The sequence below is a fragment of the Janthinobacterium sp. SUN211 genome (genome assembly GCF_030587315.1).
GTDB classification, from domain to species: Bacteria; Pseudomonadota; Gammaproteobacteria; order Burkholderiales; family Burkholderiaceae_D; genus Janthinobacterium; species Janthinobacterium kumbetense.
In genome coordinates, this window is the sequence record NZ_JAPWIC010000002.1 from 1,159,212 (window position 1) to 1,177,530 (window position 18,319).

General features: G+C 65.4%; 14 protein-coding genes. 9 read left to right on the forward strand and 5 right to left on the reverse strand.

Annotation, left to right across the window (positions count from 1 at the left end; all coding sequences use genetic code 11):
- Positions 1 to 32: 32 nt before the first annotated feature.
- Positions 33 to 1,169, reverse strand: coding sequence for a sigma-54-dependent Fis family transcriptional regulator (locus O3301_RS11070; protein ID WP_305056363.1), 1,137 nt, complete (start codon positions 1,167 to 1,169; stop codon positions 33 to 35).
- Positions 1,170 to 1,379: 210 nt separating this feature from the next.
- Here O3301_RS11070 and O3301_RS11075 point away from each other — a divergent pair, with 210 nt between their 5' ends.
- The 3 genes from O3301_RS11075 to O3301_RS11085 all read left to right on the forward strand — a co-directional run bounded on the left by O3301_RS11075 (position 1,380) and on the right by O3301_RS11085 (position 5,896).
- A complete protein-coding gene (locus tag O3301_RS11075) occupies positions 1,380 to 2,876 on the forward strand; it encodes an alginate export family protein (protein ID WP_305056364.1) in 1,497 nt (498 codons plus the stop codon).
- Positions 2,877 to 2,904: 28 nt separating this feature from the next.
- A complete protein-coding gene (locus O3301_RS11080) occupies positions 2,905 to 4,233 on the forward strand; it encodes a serine hydrolase domain-containing protein (protein WP_369812188.1) in 1,329 nt (442 codons plus the stop codon).
- 121 nt (positions 4,234 to 4,354) lie between these two features.
- Positions 4,355 to 5,896, forward strand: coding sequence for a CHASE2 domain-containing protein (locus O3301_RS11085; protein ID WP_305056365.1), 1,542 nt, complete (start codon positions 4,355 to 4,357; stop codon positions 5,894 to 5,896).
- A 15-nt stretch (positions 5,897 to 5,911) separates the two neighbouring features.
- On the opposite strand, the gene O3301_RS11090 is transcribed toward O3301_RS11085, so the two are convergent.
- From O3301_RS11090 to O3301_RS11100, 3 genes are read right to left on the reverse strand one after another with little or no spacing between them, the layout of a single operon-like run.
- Positions 5,912 to 8,698 carry an Hsp70 family protein gene (locus tag O3301_RS11090; RefSeq protein ID WP_305056366.1) on the reverse strand — a complete coding sequence of 929 codons (2,787 nt, stop codon included), beginning with the start codon at positions 8,696 to 8,698 and terminating at the stop codon, positions 5,912 to 5,914.
- A 2-nt stretch (positions 8,699 to 8,700) separates the two neighbouring features.
- Complete coding sequence (locus tag O3301_RS11095) at positions 8,701 to 10,572, reverse strand: Hsp70 family protein (protein ID WP_305056367.1); 1,872 nt, start codon at positions 10,570 to 10,572, stop codon at positions 8,701 to 8,703.
- Positions 10,569 to 11,156 carry a DUF2760 domain-containing protein gene (locus O3301_RS11100; RefSeq protein WP_305056368.1) on the reverse strand — a complete coding sequence of 196 codons (588 nt, stop codon included), beginning with the start codon at positions 11,154 to 11,156 and terminating at the stop codon, positions 10,569 to 10,571. The genes O3301_RS11095 and O3301_RS11100 overlap by 4 nt, the downstream gene beginning before the upstream one ends.
- A 255-nt stretch (positions 11,157 to 11,411) precedes the next feature.
- On the opposite strand from O3301_RS11100, the gene O3301_RS11105 reads away from it, so the two are divergent.
- Both O3301_RS11105 and O3301_RS11110 read left to right on the forward strand, forming a co-directional pair.
- The gene (locus O3301_RS11105) at positions 11,412 to 12,011 is read left to right on the forward strand and encodes a transglutaminase family protein (RefSeq protein ID WP_305056369.1); all 600 of its coding nucleotides are present in this window, start codon (positions 11,412 to 11,414) and stop codon (positions 12,009 to 12,011) included.
- Positions 12,012 to 12,027: 16 nt separating this feature from the next.
- Positions 12,028 to 12,810, forward strand: coding sequence for a DUF4349 domain-containing protein (locus O3301_RS11110; protein ID WP_289916228.1), 783 nt, complete (start codon positions 12,028 to 12,030; stop codon positions 12,808 to 12,810).
- A gap of 77 nt (positions 12,811 to 12,887) precedes the next feature.
- Here the strand turns inward: O3301_RS11110 and O3301_RS11115 are convergent, their stop codons facing one another.
- Entirely contained in the window at positions 12,888 to 13,082 is a 195-nt protein-coding gene (locus tag O3301_RS11115) for a hypothetical protein (protein WP_289916226.1), read from the reverse strand.
- Between the two features lie 357 nt (positions 13,083 to 13,439).
- Between O3301_RS11115 and urtA the strand changes: the two genes are divergently transcribed.
- The 4 genes from urtA to urtD all read left to right on the forward strand — a co-directional run bounded on the left by urtA (position 13,440) and on the right by urtD (position 18,308).
- A complete protein-coding gene (gene urtA / locus O3301_RS11120; protein WP_305056370.1) occupies positions 13,440 to 14,693 on the forward strand; it encodes an urea ABC transporter substrate-binding protein in 1,254 nt (417 codons plus the stop codon).
- A 68-nt stretch (positions 14,694 to 14,761) separates the two neighbouring features.
- Positions 14,762 to 16,363 (forward strand): urea ABC transporter permease subunit UrtB, encoded by a 1,602-nt coding sequence (gene urtB, locus O3301_RS11125; RefSeq protein WP_305056371.1) that lies wholly within the window; start codon positions 14,762 to 14,764, stop codon positions 16,361 to 16,363.
- A complete protein-coding gene (urtC, locus tag O3301_RS11130; RefSeq protein WP_305056372.1) occupies positions 16,360 to 17,481 on the forward strand; it encodes an urea ABC transporter permease subunit UrtC in 1,122 nt (373 codons plus the stop codon). Before urtB ends, urtC begins: the two co-directional genes overlap by 4 nt.
- Positions 17,478 to 18,308: an urea ABC transporter ATP-binding protein UrtD gene (urtD, locus tag O3301_RS11135; protein WP_251348099.1), complete on the forward strand. Its 831-nt coding sequence runs from the start codon at positions 17,478 to 17,480 to the stop codon at positions 18,306 to 18,308. The genes urtC and urtD overlap by 4 nt, the downstream gene beginning before the upstream one ends.
- The last annotated feature ends 11 nt before the right edge of the window (positions 18,309 to 18,319 follow it).

Below are 18,319 nucleotides of genomic sequence, written 5' to 3' on the forward strand. Positions count from 1 at the left end.
TTTTGAGACGGAAATCTCAGCTTTTCGGATGGCTACTGGCGGTGCGGCGGCACGATGTGCAACTGCTTGAGACGCCGGTACAGGGTGGCGCGCGAGATGCCCAGCATGGCCGCCGCCTGCAGCGGGCGCCATTTGGCGGCGTTCATGGCGTGGACGATACGCGTGCGTTCGGCCTGTTCCGGCGCGGTGTATGCCAGTGCGTCCGGCGCGACAGGCGCCTCGCGCGTGGCGCGCACGCCGGCCTGGCGCAGCGGTGCGCGTACGCGGGCATGCAGCCAGGTGCTGCCGCCGGCCAGGCGCAAGGACAGCAGATTGTGTCCCGCGCGCGCATCGAACAGCCGCTCGGCGCGCACTTCCAGCACCTCGCCGACGGGACGCGGCAGGGTGTCCAGGCCCCCGATGACGTCGCGCGCGCAGCGGTTGGCGGCGACGATGTCGCCATGCTCGTCGATGGCGAGCAGCATCTCCGGCTGCACTTCCACGAAGTGGCGGTTGCGGTGCGCCAGCAGGATGCAGCAATGGCCGTAGGACTTCAGGAAAAAGCCGTCTTCGATCAGGGTCGCGCCTTGCCGCACCAGTTGCCTGACCAGGCGCTGGCTGTCGCGCGCATCGGGGGAGGTCAGCGCCGAGGCATCGAGCACGCCGATCAAGTCGCAGTGCGGCGAAAAGATCGGCGCGGCGCTGCAGGTCAGGCCCGTGAACGCGGCGCGAAAATGGTCGGTCTTGTGCACGGTGATGGCTTCGTGGTCGAGCAGCACGGAAGCGATGCCGCACGTGCCTTCCTCCTCTTCCGACCAGCACGAACCCGGGTACAGGCCCGCCTTCTTGAAATCCTTGCGCTGGTCCGCATCGACCACGTAGTCGATCGTCACGCCGCGCGCATTGGCGAGGATGACGCAGTAGCCCGCTTCGCGCACCATGGCGTGCAGGCGCGGCAGGCACTGGCCCGTGGAGCGCAGAAAATTTTCCTCGGATTGCTGGATGGCGCGCAGTTCGGCGCCCGTCAGGATGCGCGGCCCCGTGGTGGAGGCGGGGTCGAGCCGGTAGTCGTCCAGCGAGCGCCGGTACGATGACGCCAGCCTGGCCGTATCGGCCCCTGGATTGACGATGCGGCCGGCGATCAGGTCGCGCACGCGGTCGATATGGCTGGTCTGGCGGACGTAGGGCATGGCGCTCTCCGGTGTCTCGGTATTTTTTATGGTATGCCCGTTTTTAGCACGAAGCGCCGGCATATGCATGCCGCATTGCAGCATGGGACTGCCGTGAGACGTTCGTCTCACCACAGCCGCGCCGCACAATAGGATGCTTTACAACAATAAAAAAGAGCATCTCTGATAACATTCGCTCAAATTGACAGTCAGCCAGCGCAAGGGATATCTATGGCAATGCAAACGATGTTCCTGGCACGCAGAACGATGGTGCTGGCCTTGCTGGGAGCGAGCGCCTCCTGCGGCGCCGCCGGCCAGCTCGATCCCGATGGCCAGAGCAGCCTGGAAAAGGAAGTGGCCCGGCGCGCCGCCGTCGAACCGGCCATCGGCGCCGACTGGCAAGTGACGCGCTCCGTGGAAGCGGGCGTGCAGGTGGCCGGCGAAAACAACTTGTTCTGGAAGCTGTCGAATACGCCTGCGCGTAATCCCGGCTTCGAATTCAACCCCTATTGGTACGAGTTCTATGTCAAGCCGGCTCTTGGCTTCAAGCGCAATCTGGGCGACGGCAAGCAGCTGTATGCGCGCGTGTCCGCCGTCGGCTCGGGCACGGCGCGCCATGATCCATTCGGTGCCGGCGATACGGGCCGCATCTCGATCGAGGAATTCGTCGCCGGCATCCGCATGCCGCTCGGCGGCACGCGCGCCATGCTCGACTTGTCGGCCGGCGCGCAAAATTTCACGCTGGGCACCGGCATGCTGATCGCCAATGGCGGCTCGAACGGCTTTGACCGTGGCGCGCTGAAACTGGGGCCGCGCAAGGCCTTCCAGAATTCGGTGGTGGCGAAAATAAGCCAGGATGCGTTCAGCGCCCAGACGTTCTATCTCGACCCGAATGAAAACCCCGACAACGATTCGGGCACGCGCGTCGTCGGCGTTGATTTCAGCTACGCGCCAGCGAACGACCGCAAGGCCGGCATTGCATATGGCAAGGTGCCCCGTTCGCATGCCGCGTATCCGCAGGCGGCGCCAGGCGGCATCGGCGCGCCGCTGGCCGTGCCCGAAGGCCGCAAGGACTTGCAGTTCGTGTATGGCTATGCGCGCGTTCCCGTATTGCCCACCGTGCTGCCGAAAGGCTGGTTCGGCGTCGACGCCGCGCGCGAATGGAATACGCGCGAGCCGATGCGGGCCTGGGGCTGGCGCACGGAAGGGGGCTTTTCGCTGCCCGACGTGGCCTGGACGCCGAAGTTCACGCTTGGCTACCAGAGTTTTTCAGGCGACGATCCGCGCACGGCGCGCAACGAGCGCTTCGACCCGCTGTTTTTCGAAGGCACGCCGGGCGCCTGGGCTTCTGGCAGCAAGGCGACCTGGGTCTTCGTCAATGCCAACGTGAATGCGCTGCAGGCTACCATCGAGCTGCACCCGACGCCGAAAGATACCGTGACCGCCTACCTGGCCCAGGTACGGGCCAACCAGATGGGCAGCCCGCTGCAGTTCGGCCAGGCCACGCGCCTCGACGTGCCGGGCGACGCGCCCATGGTGATCGCCGGCGTGCTGCGTCCGATGCTGGCGAACGATGTCTTCGTCAAGTACGTGCGCGTGGTGAACCCGAATACCTACCTGACCCTGGGCTTCAGCGCCTCGTTCGCGCAGTCGGGCGTCAACCAACTGGTGAATGGCCAGGCCAGGACGTGGACGGGCTGGCTGGCGAACGTCGTATGGGTCTATTAAGTATTCTGTCTATCAAGGAGAGCATCACATGAACAATTTCCCCAGCATGAAACGCCTGGCCCTGGCCGCAGCCTGCCTGGCGCTGGCCGCCGGCGCCGATGCGGCAGAAGCGACGGCGCCGCTGTCGGCCGCCGCCAGCGACCCGGCCACCTTGCAATGGATGGTGGGCGCGCCGCCGCCGGCCGATAAGATCATCCGCTTCGACGATGGCAGCTATTTCAATTTCCCGCAGTTGCGCTGGAGCGTGTCGCATTTCCGCCAGCTGATGCCGACGGTGGAGGTGTCGCGCGGCCTGAAGGCGCCCGTACCCTTGCCGCGCGCGCTGCGCAAGGATATCGACAGCCTGCGCTTCACGCCCCTGGGGGCGACGGAAACGATGACCTGGGAGCAGTCGCTGGGCGCCAACTACACGGACGGCATCGTCGTGCTGCACCGGGGCCGCATCGTGTATGAGCGCTATTTCGGCGTGCTGAAGGACAGCGGCCAGCATGGCGCCATGTCCGTGACGAAGTCCGTGATGGGCACCATCGGCGCGGCACTGGTGGCCGAAGGCAAGCTCGATCCGAACAAGAAAGTGGCCGAGTATGTGCCGGAACTGGCCAAGTCCGCGTTTGGCGACGCCACCGTGCGCCAGGTGCTCGACATGACCACGGGCCTGAAATTCAGCGAAGATTACGCCGACCCGAAAGCGGAAGTGTGGCAGCATGCGGCGGCCGGCAATCCGCTGCCCAAGCCGAAGGATTACACGGGGCCGCGCAGCTATTTCGAGTACCTGCAGACGGTGCGGCACGAGGGCCGGCATGGCGAGGCGTTCGGCTACCGCACGGTGAACTCCGACGTGCTGGGCTGGATCATCGCCCGCGTCACGGGGCAGAACGCCAACGCCTACCTGTCCGAACATATCTGGCAGAAGCTGGGCGCCGAACAGGATGCCTACATGAGCGTCGATTCGACGGGCACGCCGTTTGCCGGCGGCGGCTTGAGCGCGGGCTTGCGCGACCTGGCCCGCTTCGGCGAAATGCTGCGCAACGATGGCCGCTACAACGGCCAGCAAATCATCCCCCGCGCGGCTGTCGCGGATATCCGCCGCGGCGGCGACAAGCAGCTGTTCGCCAAGGGCGGCTACGATTTGCTCAAGGGCTGGAGCTACCGCGACATGTGGTGGGTCACGCATAACGACCATGGCGCCTACATGGCGCGCGGCGTGTATGGCCAGCGCATCTACGTCGACCCGAAGGCGGAAATGGTGATCGTGCGCTTCGCCTCGACACCGACGGCGGCCAATGCGGCCAATGACCCGACCACCACGCCGGCCTTCGAAGCGCTGGGCAAGCTGCTGCTGGCCAGGCCGAAGTAGGGTGCCAGGCTGACCCTTGCCAGCCGTGCGGCGAAACGGGCACAACTGCAATATACTGTCCTTTCGTTACCACTTGTTGCTTGAGTGATAATTTATTCGTTGCGCGCAAGGAGCAGGCACCGTGGAAACCAGCCAGCCGGATCAACCGCACCTGCCGCTCTGGCGGCGCCTGCTGTGGCCGGTCGCCCAGCTGGGCTCGGCCTTCAAGCTGACGGGCACGCACTTGCTGCACCACGTGATCGGCGCCAGCCTGATTGCCGCGCTGATGCTGGCGCTGGAAGGTTTTCACGTGCTCGAATGGCTCGATGCGGCCATGCTGCGCGCCAGCGCGGCGCAGGAGCAGCTGCTGGACCGGGGCAAGGACCCGGGCGCCGCCTACCGGCCCGGCATCATCGAAATCGACCAGCCCGCGTTCGAACAGGTCTTCGACGAGCGTGAACCGCTGGAACGCACGCGCCTGGAGCAATTGATCGCCGGCGCCGCCGCGCGCGGCAGTCAGGTGCTGGCCATCGACCTGGACCTGGCGCCGGCCGTGTACGAACAGCACAAGGCGGGCGAGCGGCCGCTGGACCGCCTGCTCGACCGGCTGGCCGCCGATGGCCGGCAACTGGTGCTGATCCTGCCCGAGCAATCGGAAGAGAATGCGAACCTGCCGTGGATACGCGCGCGCTGCGCGGCCGGCATCCACTTTGCCAGCCCGCGGATCCGCGAACGCATGGGCGCCGTCACGCGCATCGAGCTGAAAAGTCCCGTGCTGGCGGCCGTGGCCTTCGAGCTGGCGCATGGCGCCGATGAACAGGAGCAGAAGCAGCCCATGCCGGCCGTCCTGTCCGAGCAAAAGCAAGGGCTGGCGCTGGCAGGCCGCGTGTGCCAGCTGGCGCGGCGCACGGGCAGCGAAAAGGAATTGGCGCGCTGGGCGTTCGAACCCGTCATCCGCGGCGACGCCAAGGATGCGGCCGAACAGAACGCCGTCACCGCGCCGTTTCATCCGGCGGCCGTGGCGCCGGCATTCCTGAACCCCACGCGCACGCGCGTTAAACTGATCGAAGGCCAGGCCGGCGTGGATGCCGGGGCGCTGCGCAAGAATGTCGTGTATATCGGCAGCACGTATGATGTGCGCGACCGCTATACGACGGCCGAAGGCGAGCAGGCTGGCCTGCACCTGCATGCGGCCGCCCATACGTCGCTGGGCATCGGCACGGCCGACGTCAATAAATATGCGGTGTTCGTAGCCGATATCGTCATCGGCGTGCTGCTGGGCTGCCTGTTCGGCGGCCTGTGGACCCTGTATGGCCGCGCCGAACTGGCCATCGACAAGCGCATGGAAGACCACGATTTCAGCCGCCTGCACCGCATGGGCACCCTGGCGGAATTCTATGGCATCCGCCTGATGCTGGCGCTGGTGTGGGCTTCGCCGTTTGCCATCGGCGCGCTGGCCATCTATTTATCGCGCGGCTTGCTGGAGCTGGGCTGGTGGGTCAATCCCGGCCCCCTGATCGCCGGCATGTTCCTGCACGCGATGTCGCTGCGCGACGAAGCCCACCATCCGTACGAGGAAGTGCCGGGCCTGTCCGTGTGGGCCCAGCTGCGCCGCACGCATCCCGGCATCGTGCTGGTGCAGGCGCCGCTGGCGGTGGTGTTGCTGGTGGTGGCGCTGGTGTAGCGAGATGGCAGTTGATTAATTGATCAGCTTCAACCCCGGCGGCAGCGCCTCGCCCAGCATGCGGCGGGTAGCAGCTTCGTCCAGCTGCGTCACTTCGCTGACCATCGCTTGCCACAGGGGCGGGGCGCCCACGGCTTTCAGGCGGGCGAGGATGGTGGCCCGTAAATCGTCGGCGATGTCGCGCGAGCGGTCGCCCGTCATGCGCGCCAGGTGGGTGGCGGCGAAAGCGGCCGGTTCGATTTTTTTCCAGTCCAGCGCCAGCAGTACCTGCAACCAGTCGGCCACGGTGGCGCTGTCGACCACTTCGTGCGCGCTGCCGTGGAAGGGCTGGCGCGCGCCGACCCTGGCCAGCGCCCACAGGGTGTTCGTGTCCGCCGTTTCGCCCTTCTTGCCGGCTTTCTCCAGGCGTTTCAGCAGCCAGGCGCCCACTTCGGCCTTGTAGGCGCCGGGGATGCGCTCCAGAGAGGCGCCCAGGCGCAGCATGTCGTCGTCGCTGCCATTGACGAGGGTGACGGGGCGGCTGCCCCGCTGCGCCGCATCGGCTTGCAGGTTGAAGGCAAAATCGTCGAGCAGGCGCAATTGCTGCTCCGTGCTCAAGCCGCCGGCCACCCGGCGCCACAGGGTCCACCATTCGGCGCACACCTGGCTATCCTTGTGGTGCTGCACGCCCGTGTCGAACATCGCCCATAGCTGCTCGATGCGCCACGGGTCCAGTGCATCGCCGTAGCCGGGACGCAGGCAGTAGCCGGCCAGGTTCAGCCAGGCCCGCTCATGCTCGGCGGAGCGGCGCCGGCCGCGGGCGCGCAGCAGGAGGGCGTCGAACAGCTGGCGCAGCAGCGGCGTATCCCAGCTTTCGCGTCCGCCCAGCCCCCGTTCCAGGTGCTGGCGTAGCTGGCGCACTTCCTTGACGTCGACTTTTTGCGCCTTGCCGCCGAAGATGCGCTCGATCTTCTCGATGGCTTCCTTGACGCGCGGCGGCACGGTAGACGTTTCGGCGGGCGCTTCCTCTTCGCCACGCAGCTGGAATTCCAACAGCCAGCGCTGACTGGCATCGGCTTCGGCCACGCAGTGCACTTCCAGCGTGCCCACTTCCGTCATCACGGTGGCCAGCTGCACGGTGATGTCGCGTTTGTCATTGCCGTCGTCTTTGGCGTGCAGCACGCTGGCCAGCGGCGGCAGGCGCAAATACTCGCCCGCGTCCAGGTCGACGATCTCGCCCAGCTGCGGCGGCGCGCCCGCCTCAAAGAGGGACGTGGCCAGGTGGAAGCGCACGGGCCGGCCCAGGCGCAGCGCGAACAGGCGCTCCGTCAGGCGGATTTCCTCGCCGCTGGCGCTGCCGCGGGGCAGGATACAGACGGCGCGGTGGTCCTTGCCCGCCTCGCCCAGCACGAGGAAATAGCTGCGCGGCGAACCGCCGCCGATGCGCGGAGCCTGGCCGCGCCGGGCCAGCGCGTAGGCGACGGCGCCACGCGCCACGGCCACGTCGGGATTGTCGTTGTGCAGGATGGTCAGCGGCTGTCCGCGCCAGTGCGCCAGGGTGTCGGCCAGGCGGCGCGCCAATGCGTCGGCGCGGAACACGCCGCCATTGAGCAGCAGGGTATCGGGCAGAGCGCCCGCATGCTGTTGCAGAAAGCTGGCCAGGTGGCGCGTGATGGCCGCGTCCTGCGCATACGGCAGGCCGAATTCGACGATGCCGGCGCGGCCCTTCCTGGCCACCTCGCCCAGCTCCACCTTCGGAAAGAAGCCGTCGACCACCATGGCCGCCACTTCCTCGCGCGTGACGTCGGCGGAACGGCTGCCGCCGATCAGGCGCGAGCCCGCGCCCAGCAGGGTGACGGTGGTTTTCTCCAGCGCGTCGGCGGACAGCAGCAGCTCCTTGGCGGCGCGGCAGCGTTCCATCAGCTGCGACAGGCGCGCGGCGGACAGCTTCATGCCGCCTTCCTGGCCAGCTGCCAGGCGCGCTTCCACCAGGTGGGCCAGCGCCAGATCCATATTGTCGCCGCCGAGTATCAAATGGTTGCCCACGCTGCTGCGCGTGAGCTGCGGTTCGCCGTCGTCATCGAAGGCCACGTCGATCAGGCTGAAATCGGTGGTGCCGCCGCCCACGTCGCAGACTAAAATGCGGCGCGTGTCGGCCAGGTCGGCGCGCAGGGTGGCGCGCCGGCGCTGCAGGAAATCATAGAAGGCCGCCTGCGGTTCTTCCACCAGGCGTAGCGCAGGCAAGCCCGCCATGCGGGCCGCTTCCAGGGTGAGTGCGCGCGCACCCTCGTCGAACGAGGCGGGGATGGTCAGCACCAGTTCCTGCTGCGCCAAAGGAGCGTCGGGAAAGCGGTGGTTCCACGCGGCGCGCACGTAGGCCAGGTAGCTGGCGCTGGCCGCCACGGGCGATACTTTCGCGACATCGGCATCCGCGCCCCAGGGCAGGATGGGCGCCTGGCGGTCCACGTTCGCGTGCGACAGCCAGCTCTTCGCGCTGGCCACTAACCGGCCCGGCACCTGGGCGCCCAGCTGGCGCGCCAGCGCGCCCAGAACGGCATGCTCGACGCCGGCCACGTCCTGCTGTGGCCACGGCAGCGTCAAGTCGCCCGCCGCCAGTTCGCCGGCGGCGGGATGGTAGCGCAAGGAAGGCAGCAGGGGGCGTGCGCCCACTTCGCCGGGAGCGACCAGCTGCTCGATGGCGAACAGCTCGATGACCGCCGGCGCATCGGCCGCATCGGCGGCATTGGCATAGGCCACCACCGTGTTGGTGGTGCCCAAGTCGATGCCGACCAGATAGGCCGGCTTGCCCACGGCGCTCGCCATGCTTATTGCTGTGGCGTGCCGCGCACGTCGAATTCCACCTTCCAGCGCTCGGCGCCATCAGGGGAGACGGCCAGCAACTCCAGGGTGCCCGCTTCCGTGACGCGCGCGTGCAGTGTCACTTGCACCACGTCGCCGGCCGATCGGCCTTCGGCGGACAAGGTAGCCTTGATTTCGCTCAGCTCCTGCAATTCGTCGGGACCCCAGAAATCGAGCAAGTCGCCGATCTGGTCGTTGCGGCGCGTGGACGAGGCGAAGAAGCGGAAGTGCACGGGTTCGCCCACCACCAGGCCGAATTGCTGGCCCGGCAGTTCCAGTTCGCTGCCTTCTTCCATGCCGAACGGCGCCACGCACAGGGCCTGGATCGGCGGTTCCATGCCGGGGATGGCGGGCATGGCCGATTCGATGGCGACATAGAAGGAACTGGCCGTGCCGCCGCGGATGCGCACGCCATGGCCGCGCCGCACATAGCTGTAGTAGGCGGCGCCGCGCGCCACGGCCAGGTCCAGATCGGCCCCGGCCAGCATGCGGGCCGGTTCCGCGCCTTCCATGTACAGCCAGTCGTTGACGGTGGCCATGATGCGCTGCACCAGCAGGTCGGACTTGAAGACGCCGCCGTTGAACAGCACGGCCGTCGGGTGCAAGAAGCTGGCGTCGGCCGACTGGCGGCCCGCAAAGCCTTCCAGTTCGGCGGTGGCCGCCACTTGCCGGCCCAGGAACGCGGCCAGGTGGCGCGTGATGGCCGCGTCCTGCGCATACGGCAAGCCCAGTTGCGTCAGGCCGGCGCGCGTGCGCACGGCGGGGCGGCTCGATGCTTCCACTTGCGGGAAGAAGCCGTCGAGGATGAAGGTGGACACTTCCGCGCGCGTCAGTTCCGTGCGGATGGAGCCGCCGATCAGTTTCGAGCCGCGGCTCGGCACGACGATGGGCGCCGTTTCCAGGCCGCTGTCGGCCAGCAGGCTTTCCTTGGCGCTGCGGCAGCCATAAGTGAGCGCGCGCATCTGCCAGGCGTCCAGCTGGGTGCCGTTGGCGGCCAGCTTGCGGGCCACCAGGTGGGCCAGGGCCAGGTCCATATTGTCGCCGCCCAGCAGGATGTGTTCGCCGACGGCCACGCGGTGCGGTTCCAGCACGCCGTCGCGTTCCAGCACGGCGATCAGCGAAAAGTCGCTGGTGCCGCCGCCCACGTCGACGACCAGGATGATGTCGCCCGGCTTGACTTCCTTGCGCCAGCGTCCTTCGCTGGTCTGTATCCAGCTGTACAGGGCCGCCTGCGGTTCTTCCAGCAGGGTCAGCGAAGCGTAGCCGGCCGCCTGCGCCGCTTCCATCGTCAGCTCGCGCGCGGCCGGGTCGAACGAGGCGGGAATCGTGACGGTGATTTCCTGCTGTGCGAACGGCGCTTGCGGGTGGGCGTGGTCCCAGGCCTGGCGCAAATGCGTCAGATAGCGCGTGGCGGCCGTGATGGGCGAAATGCGCGCCACCTCGGCCGGCGCGTCGTTCGGCAGGATGGCCGCGCGGCGGTCCACGCCCGGGTGGCACAGCCAGCTTTTCGCGCTCGACACGAGACGGATCGGCGTGGTGGCGCCGCGGCTGCGGGCCATTTCGCCGACGACGAACGGCGCTTCCGCTTCCTCGGTAACCCAGGGCAGGGCCAGGTCGCCCGCCGCCACTTCATCGGCGTGCGGCAGGTAGACGAACGACGGCAGCAGCGACAATTCTTCGATGGTGCCCGGCGCCGACAGCTGCGGCACTTTCAGCACGCCATGGCTGGACTTTTCGCCGTCGCTCTCGACCAGGTTAACATACGACAGGGCGCTGTGGGTGGTGCCCAGGTCGATGCCGATGGCGTAGCGCGGGCTTGGGTTGGCTTGAACGTTCACAGTTCCACCTCGGCTGGCGCCAGGATGGCCGCGTCGTGCTGCTCGCTCAGTTTCGGCAGGCGCACGCTGGACGCGCGCCAGCCGCGGTGGCTGAGGGTGCCCGTGTACGGCGCGGAACCGACCACGTTGCCCGTCAGGCGTACTTGCGCGGAATCAAAGCCTTCCTGCAGCACGATGCGGCTGCCTTCGGCTTCCTGGCGCACGGCCTCGATGGTGAAATACTCGCGCATGACCTTGGCGCAGCCTTCATGTACGACGCGGGCGGCCGCGCCGATGTCGGCATCGGCATGGCTGCCCAGGTTTTCCTGGGTAAAGTCGATCAATCGCGCTTCGCGTTGCAGCAGGGCCAGCAATTGCAGGGCCGCATCGGGCGTGGCTTCCTTCAAAATGACGGGCGCGGCGGCCGGCGTCGGCACGGGGGCGGGCGCCGGAGCCGGGGCCACTGGCGCCACCGGGGAGGCTTCGGGCAAGGACAGCTTTTCCACGCGGGCCGCATAGGCGGCGTCCGACAGGGTGCTGAAGAAGGCGCCGAAAGCCAGCGGGACTCGGCGCCAGAACGATGGGTGGGACGATGAAGTGCTCATAGGGAACTCGTTTCTCTGATCTGTAGGGAGGCGTCGGCGGCGGGGGCCGCTTCGCAAGGTAGTGCCATGTGCGGGGCCAACAGGGCCGGCTGCGTTTGCCCGCATGATACCAGCTACCGGGCCGCCGCCAAAGTCGCCGCCCCCCAGGCAGGCAGGCCGAAGCGTGGATTTTCTTTGTTCCTGCGCAAGGAAACGTTCGATTTCGTGCCGCTTCGACTAGAATCGCGCATTATCTTTTTGCATGACCTCGATGCCATGTCTACCGACTTTTCCCTGTACTTAGCCAGCAGCACTTACATCGACAGCGACCATCCGGCCGTGCGCGCCAGGGCGACCGCACTGGCGGAGGGCGCGGTGGGCGACGCCGCGATCGCGGCCCGCTGCTTTGCCTTCGTGCGCGACGAGGTCGCCCACAGCTGGGACTACCGGTGCAATCCCGTCACCTGCCGCGCGTCCGACGTCTTGCAGCATGGCACGGGCTACTGCTATGCGAAGAGCCATCTGCTGGCCGCGCTGCTGCGCGCCAACGGTATTCCTGCCGGCCTGTGCTACCAGCGCCTGGCCGTGGGCGAGGTGGGGCCGCCGTTCTGCCTGCATGGCTTGAATGCCGTGTATCTGCAAGAGTTTGGCTGGTACCGCATCGATGCGCGCGGAAACAAACCCGGCGTCGACGCGGCGTTTGTGCCGCCACGGGAACAGCTGGCCTTTCCCGTGCTGGCGCCCGAAGAGCGCGACTTGCCGGAAATCTGGCCGGAACCGTTGCCGCAGGTGGTGGCGTCCTTGACTTGCCATGCGACCGTGCAGGATGTGGCGGCGCACTTGCCCGATATCGAATTGTTGCCGCTGCAAAAATAATCCAAAGAAAGAAATCATGAAAAAAATATCCATATGCCTGTTTGGACTGTTGCTGCTGGCCGGCTGCGGCAGCAAGGGCGAGAGCGGCGGGCAATCGAGCGCCGCGCGTCTCGATGGCAAGGAAAAGGGCAGCGAGTTTCTTGCCTATGAGCATAATGTCAGCGTCGATACGCACGAAGCGCAAGTGCGTCCCCTGTATGAAAAAGTGGTCGCCGCCTGCAAGGCCGATACGGAAAACGGCTGCCTGCTGCTCGATTCCAGCGTCGACAGCGGCCGCTACGTGCATGCGCGCATCAGCATGCGCGCCAAGCCGGCCGGCATCAAGAAGCTGGTCGCGCTGGTCGCGGCCGAAGGCGACGTCACCAGCCAGGGCACCAAGGTGGAAGACCTGGGCCGTCCGGTGCTCGACAGCAAGAAACGCCTGGAAATGCTCAAGCAATACCAGGCGCAGCTGCAAGACCTGGAAAAGCGCTCGGGCACCAACGTCGATGCCCTCATCAAGGTGACCAAGGAGCTGGCCACCGTGCAAGTGGAGCTGGAGCAGGCGACGGCCGCCAACGCGCTGTTGATGCAGCGCATCGATACGGACTTGTTGAACGTGGCCATCAGCGCCGAAGGCAAGCAATCGTTCTGGCGGCCCGTCAAGCGCGCGCTGGGCAATTTCACGGAAAACCTGTCGGAAGGCGTGGCCAACGCCATCACGGCCATGGCCTACATCCTGCCGTGGCTGATCGCTTTCGTGCTGCTGTTCCCGCTGGGCCGCAAGGGCTGGCGCCGTTTGCGCGGCATCAAGCGCTAGGCGCGCGCCGCAGACGTGAACAGGGCCTGCGCGCGGCAGGCCCTGGAACGGCGTCACATGCTTGCCGCGCGGCTTGATCAGGCGCTGCGGTTCGCCGGGTTGGCAGACACGACTTCGGCCGCTTTTTTCGGACGTTTCTTGATATTGCTGCCCGTACTGCCTTCATCGTCGACCTTGACCTGGCTCGTGCTTACGCCGCCCGCCGGGGCCGTAGGTGCGGCACATGCGCTCAACAGCAACAGGGCGCACACGCCCGCGATCATATTTTTCATGAGTGAACTACCTAAGTGAGTTAAGTAAAGGGAAAGAAGCAAGTGCCACGCTGATTTCAGTTTACTTACGCCGCCAAGCAATGCGACATAAGAGAGTCACATCTTAGTGCGCTTATCAAGAAAGCTCAATTATTTTTTAGGTAATTGCATTATTGGCATTTCCTCGCCGTTTTTCCTGGAGAGGGCCCCCCCCCCCGGATTCCCCAGGAAGTGGCGCTGCCGCACCAAAACGGTGGGCCGCGCGCCACCCTTGCCGCCCAGTCCCCGCAACTCCAGGGCAATGTGCCTGGCATGCATTCTGCTTTAACAACATCGCAGGCCCAGCTCGACCCCCACGAACCCATCACAGGAGTCCCCATGTCACGACGCATCATCCTGAAAGCCGCCGCCGCCGGCGCACTGGCCCTGGCCACGTCCACTTATATGCAGGCAGCCCTGGCCGCCGACACGATCAAGGTGGGCATTTTGCACTCCCTGTCGGGCACCATGGCCATTTCCGAAACGTCGCTCAAGGATGTGGCGCTGATGACGATTGCCGAGATCAATGCCAAAGGCGGCGTGCTGGGCAAGAAGCTGGAAGCCATCGTCGTCGATCCCGCGTCGAACTGGCCCTTGTTTGCGGAAAAAGCGCGCCAGCTGGTAGCGCAGGATAAAGTGGCTGTCGTGTTCGGTTGCTGGACGTCCGTGTCGCGCAAGTCGGTGTTGCCCGTATTCAAGGAACTCAACAGCCTGCTGTTTTACCCGGTGCAATACGAGGGCGAGGAGCTGGAAAAGAATGTGTTCTATACGGGCGCCGCGCCGAACCAGCAGGCGATACCCGCCGTGGAATACCTGATGAGCAAGGATGGCGGCGGCGCCAAGCGCTTTGTGCTGCTGGGCACGGATTACGTGTATCCGCGCACCACCAACAAGATCCTGCGCGCCTTCCTGAAAAGCAAAGGTGTCAAGGATAGCGACATCAGCGAGGTCTACACGCCGTTCGGCCATGCCGACTATCAAACCATCGTCGCCAACATCAAGAAGTTTTCCACGGGCGGCAAGACGGCCGTCATTTCCACCATCAATGGCGATTCCAACGTGCCGTTCTACAAGGAACTGGGCAATGCAGGCTTGAAAGCCACGGACGTGCCCGTCGTCGCGTTTTCCGTGGGCGAGGAAGAGTTGCGCGGCATCGATACCAAGCCGCTGCTCGGTCATCTGGCGGCCTGGAATTATTTCGAATCCGTCAAGAATCCCGTGAATACAGCCTTCATCAAGCAGTGGAAGGCGTATGCGGTGGCGCAAAAGCTGCCGAACGCGGGGTCGGTGGTGGCGAACGACCCAATGGAAGCGACCTATGTCGGCATCCACATGTGGGCGCAAGCCGTGGAAAAGGCGAAATCGACGGAGACGGACAAGGTGATCGCCGCCATGGCGGGCCAGAGCGTCAAGGCGCCATCGGGCTTTACCCTGACCATGGATGCCACGAATCACCACTTGCACAAGCCCGTGATGATCGGCGAAATCAAGGCCGATGGGCAATTCAATGTCGTGTGGAAAACCAAGGAAGCAATACGCGCCCAGCCGTGGAGCCCGTTTATCAAGGGCAATGAGGGCAAGCAAAAGCTGTAAAAGCTACGCCGGCGCCATCGGGCCATGCGTCCGGTGGCGCCGACCATCAACGCTTTCCCGGGATATCAATGAGGCTATTCACATCGCTGCTGGTCTTCGCCTGCCTGTGCCTGTCGTCCATGGCGCAGGCTGCCATCCCTCCCGACCTGCTCAAGCCGCTGGCCGGCGATGACCCTGACGCCCGTGTCGCCGCTGTCGCGCAGATCGCCGCCCTTGCCACGCCCGAGGCCGCCCGTGTGCTGCAAGCCTTGCAGGACGACGCGTTGTACGCCACGCCCGACGGCAAGGTGTACATCGTCGACGGCGAGCAGGCGCTTGACCCGGCGCTCGGCAAGAGCGTGCCGCTGCCGGACGGCATCGATGGCGTGATGGTCAACAACCGCTTGCGCTCGGCCGTGGCAGGCGCCTTGTCGGGGCTGAAACTGCTGGCGCCGGAACGGGCCGAACGGCTGGCGGCCGCGCAAGCGTTGCAAAAGGCGGTTGATCCCGCGCAGCTTCCCTTGATCCGCGCGGCGCTGGCGCAGGAAAACGATGCGGAAATTACACAGATATTGCAGGTGCTGATCGCCAGCGCCAACCTGCATGCGCCCGACGCCGCCACGCGCAAGGCCGCCGTGCAGGCGCTGGCCGGCAGCAGCGATGCGCGCCTGCTGCCCGTGCTGCAAGCCATGCTGGAGAAAGGGCCAGATGGCAAGGCCGGCGAGCCGGACGAGGCCGTGCAACTGGCCGCCATCGAGACCATGCGCCAGATCAAGGGACGAGTGGCGCGCATGGAGTTCGCCGGCAATGTGTTTTACGGCATTTCGCTGGGCAGCGTGCTGCTGCTGGCGGCCCTGGGCCTGGCCATCACGTTCGGCTTGATGGGCATCATCAACATGGCGCATGGCGAACTGCTGATGATAGGCGCTTACACGACGTATCTGTGCCAGCTGTTTTTCCGCCACTTCCTGCCCGGCGCGCAAGACTGGTATTTGCTGACCGCCTTGCCTGCCGCTTTTTTCGTCTCCGGCCTGGTGGGCGTAGTGCTGGAACGCACGGTGATCCGCTGGCTGTATGGCCGGCCGCTGGAAACCCTGCTGGCCACCTGGGGCATCAGCCTGATCCTCATGCAGGCGGTGCGCACGATCTTTGGCGCGCAAAACGTGGAAGTGGCCAATCCCGCCTGGATGTCGGGCGGCGTCACCGTACTGGGCGGACTCGTGCTGCCGTACAACCGCCTGGCCATCATCGCCTTTGCCATCGTCGTCGTGGTGGCCGTGTGGTTGATCTTGAACAAGACGCGGCTGGGACTGTTCGTACGGGCCGTCACGCAAAACCGGCGCATGGCCGATTGCGTGGGCGTGGCCACGGGCAAGGTCGACATGCTGACCTTTGGCCTCGGCTCCGGCATCGCCGGGCTGGGCGGCGTGGCCCTGTCGCAGCTGGGCAATGTGGGGCCGGACCTGGGCCAAAGCTACATCGTCGATTCCTTCATGGTGGTGGTGCTCGGCGGCGTGGGCCAGCTGGCCGGCACCGTGATCGCCGCGCTGGGCCTGGGCGAAGTGAACAAATTCCTCGAACCGGTGGCGGGCGCCGTGCTGGCGAAGATCGCCATTTTGATATTCATCATCATTTTCATCCAGCGCCGGCCGCAGGGCCTGTTTGCCATGAAGGGACGCAGCGTCGAATGATTACCTCCCATCAAATCAAGCCTGGCCTGTTCACACGGCCCGTGTGGCTGGCGATTGCCGCCTGCACATTACTGGCGGCGTTGTTGCCGATTTTTAACCTGGCGTTTGCCGAAGGGCATGCCTTGCACGTGTCCGCTTACACGGTGGCGCTGGTGGGCAAGTTCATGTGCTACGCGCTGGCCGCGCTGGCGCTGGACCTCGTCTGGGGCTACACGGGCATATTGTCCCTGGGCCACGGCGTATTCTTTGCCCTGGGCGCGTATGCGCACGGCATGTATCTGATGCGCGCCATCGGCAACCAGGGCCAGTATCACAGCAGCTTGCCCGACTTCATGGTCTTTCTCGACTGGAAAACCTACCCCTGGTACTGGGCCTTCACGGAACATTTCTGGTATTGCATGGCCCTCGTCGTGCTGGTGCCGGGCGTGCTGGCCTTCGTGTTCGGTCACTTCGCGTTTCGCTCGCGCATCAAGGGCGTGTATTTTTCCATCATCACGCAAGCGATGACGTATGCCTTCATGCTCTTGTTCTTCCGCAATGACACCGGCTTTGGCGGCAACAACGGTTTCACGGATTTCAAGACGATATTGGGCCACAGCATCACGGCGCCCGCCACGCGGGCCGTGCTGTTCCTGCTGACCCTGGCCTTCCTGCTGGCGGGCCTGGTGGGCGCGCGCGCCATCGTCCGCTCGAAGCTGGGACGGGTGCTGCAGGGCGTGCGCGACAGCGAGGCGCGCTTGATGTTCCTCGGCTACAACCCGCTGTGGTTCAAGCTGTTCGTGTGGACCTTGTCGGCCGTGCTGTGCGGCATCGCCGGCGCCCTGTACGTGCCACAAGTGGGCATCATCAACCCGTCCGAGATGTCGCCGGCCAACTCCATCGAGATGGTCGTGTGGGTGGCCGTGGGCGGGCGCGGCACCTTGATCGGCCCGATTCTGGGCGCTTTCACCGTCAACGGCTTGAAAAGCTGGTTCACGGCCGCCATGCCCGAACTGTGGCTGTTCGCGCTGGGCCTGCTGTTCATCGGCGTCACCCTGTTCATGCAGCAAGGCATGCTGGGCGTGTTGAGCAAGCTCAAACGTAAAAAAGCCGCCGTCGTGGCAGAGGAGGCCGCATGAGCATCCGCATGCTGCCCGGCATGGCCAGCGCCGAAGCGGGCCCCACGTATGCGCGCGTGAAGGGCGAGGGCGTCGACACGACGCATGGCGCCATTTTGTATCTGGAAGATATCAGCGTGTCCTTCGACGGCTTCAAGGCCATCAACAAGCTCAGTCTCGATATTTCCGTGGGCGAATTGCGCTGCATCATCGGGCCTAACGGCGCGGGCAAGACGACGATGATGGACGTGATTACCGGCAAGACGCGGCCCACGTCCGGCACGGCCTGGTTCGGGCAAACGATGAATCTGGCGACCATGACGGAAGCGCAGATCGCCCACGCGGGCATCGGCCGCAAGTTCCAGCGTCCCACCGTGTTCGAGCAGCACACGGTGTTCGACAACCTGGAACTGGCGATGAAGATGGACAAGCGCGTGGCGCCCACCCTGTTTGCGCGCCTCACGTCGGAGCAGGCCGGCAAGATCGAAGCGGTATTGCGTTTGATCCGCCTCAATGGCCACGAAGCGCGGCCGGCCGGTTTGCTGTCGCACGGGCAAAAACAGTGGCTGGAAATCGGCATGCTGCTGATGCAGGAGCCGCAGTTGATTTTATTGGATGAACCGGTGGCCGGCATGTCGGATGCGGAAACGGCGCGCACGGCGGAATTGCTCAATGAATTACGGGGCAAACATTCGATCATGGTGGTCGAGCACGACATGGGCTTTGTGACGGAAATCGCCCGGCAAGGCATCGTCACCGTGCTGCACGAGGGATCCGTGCTGGCGCAGGGCCGCATGGACGAGGTGCAAGCCGACGAGCGGGTCATCGAAGTCTATCTGGGAAGGTAATAGGGGAGATC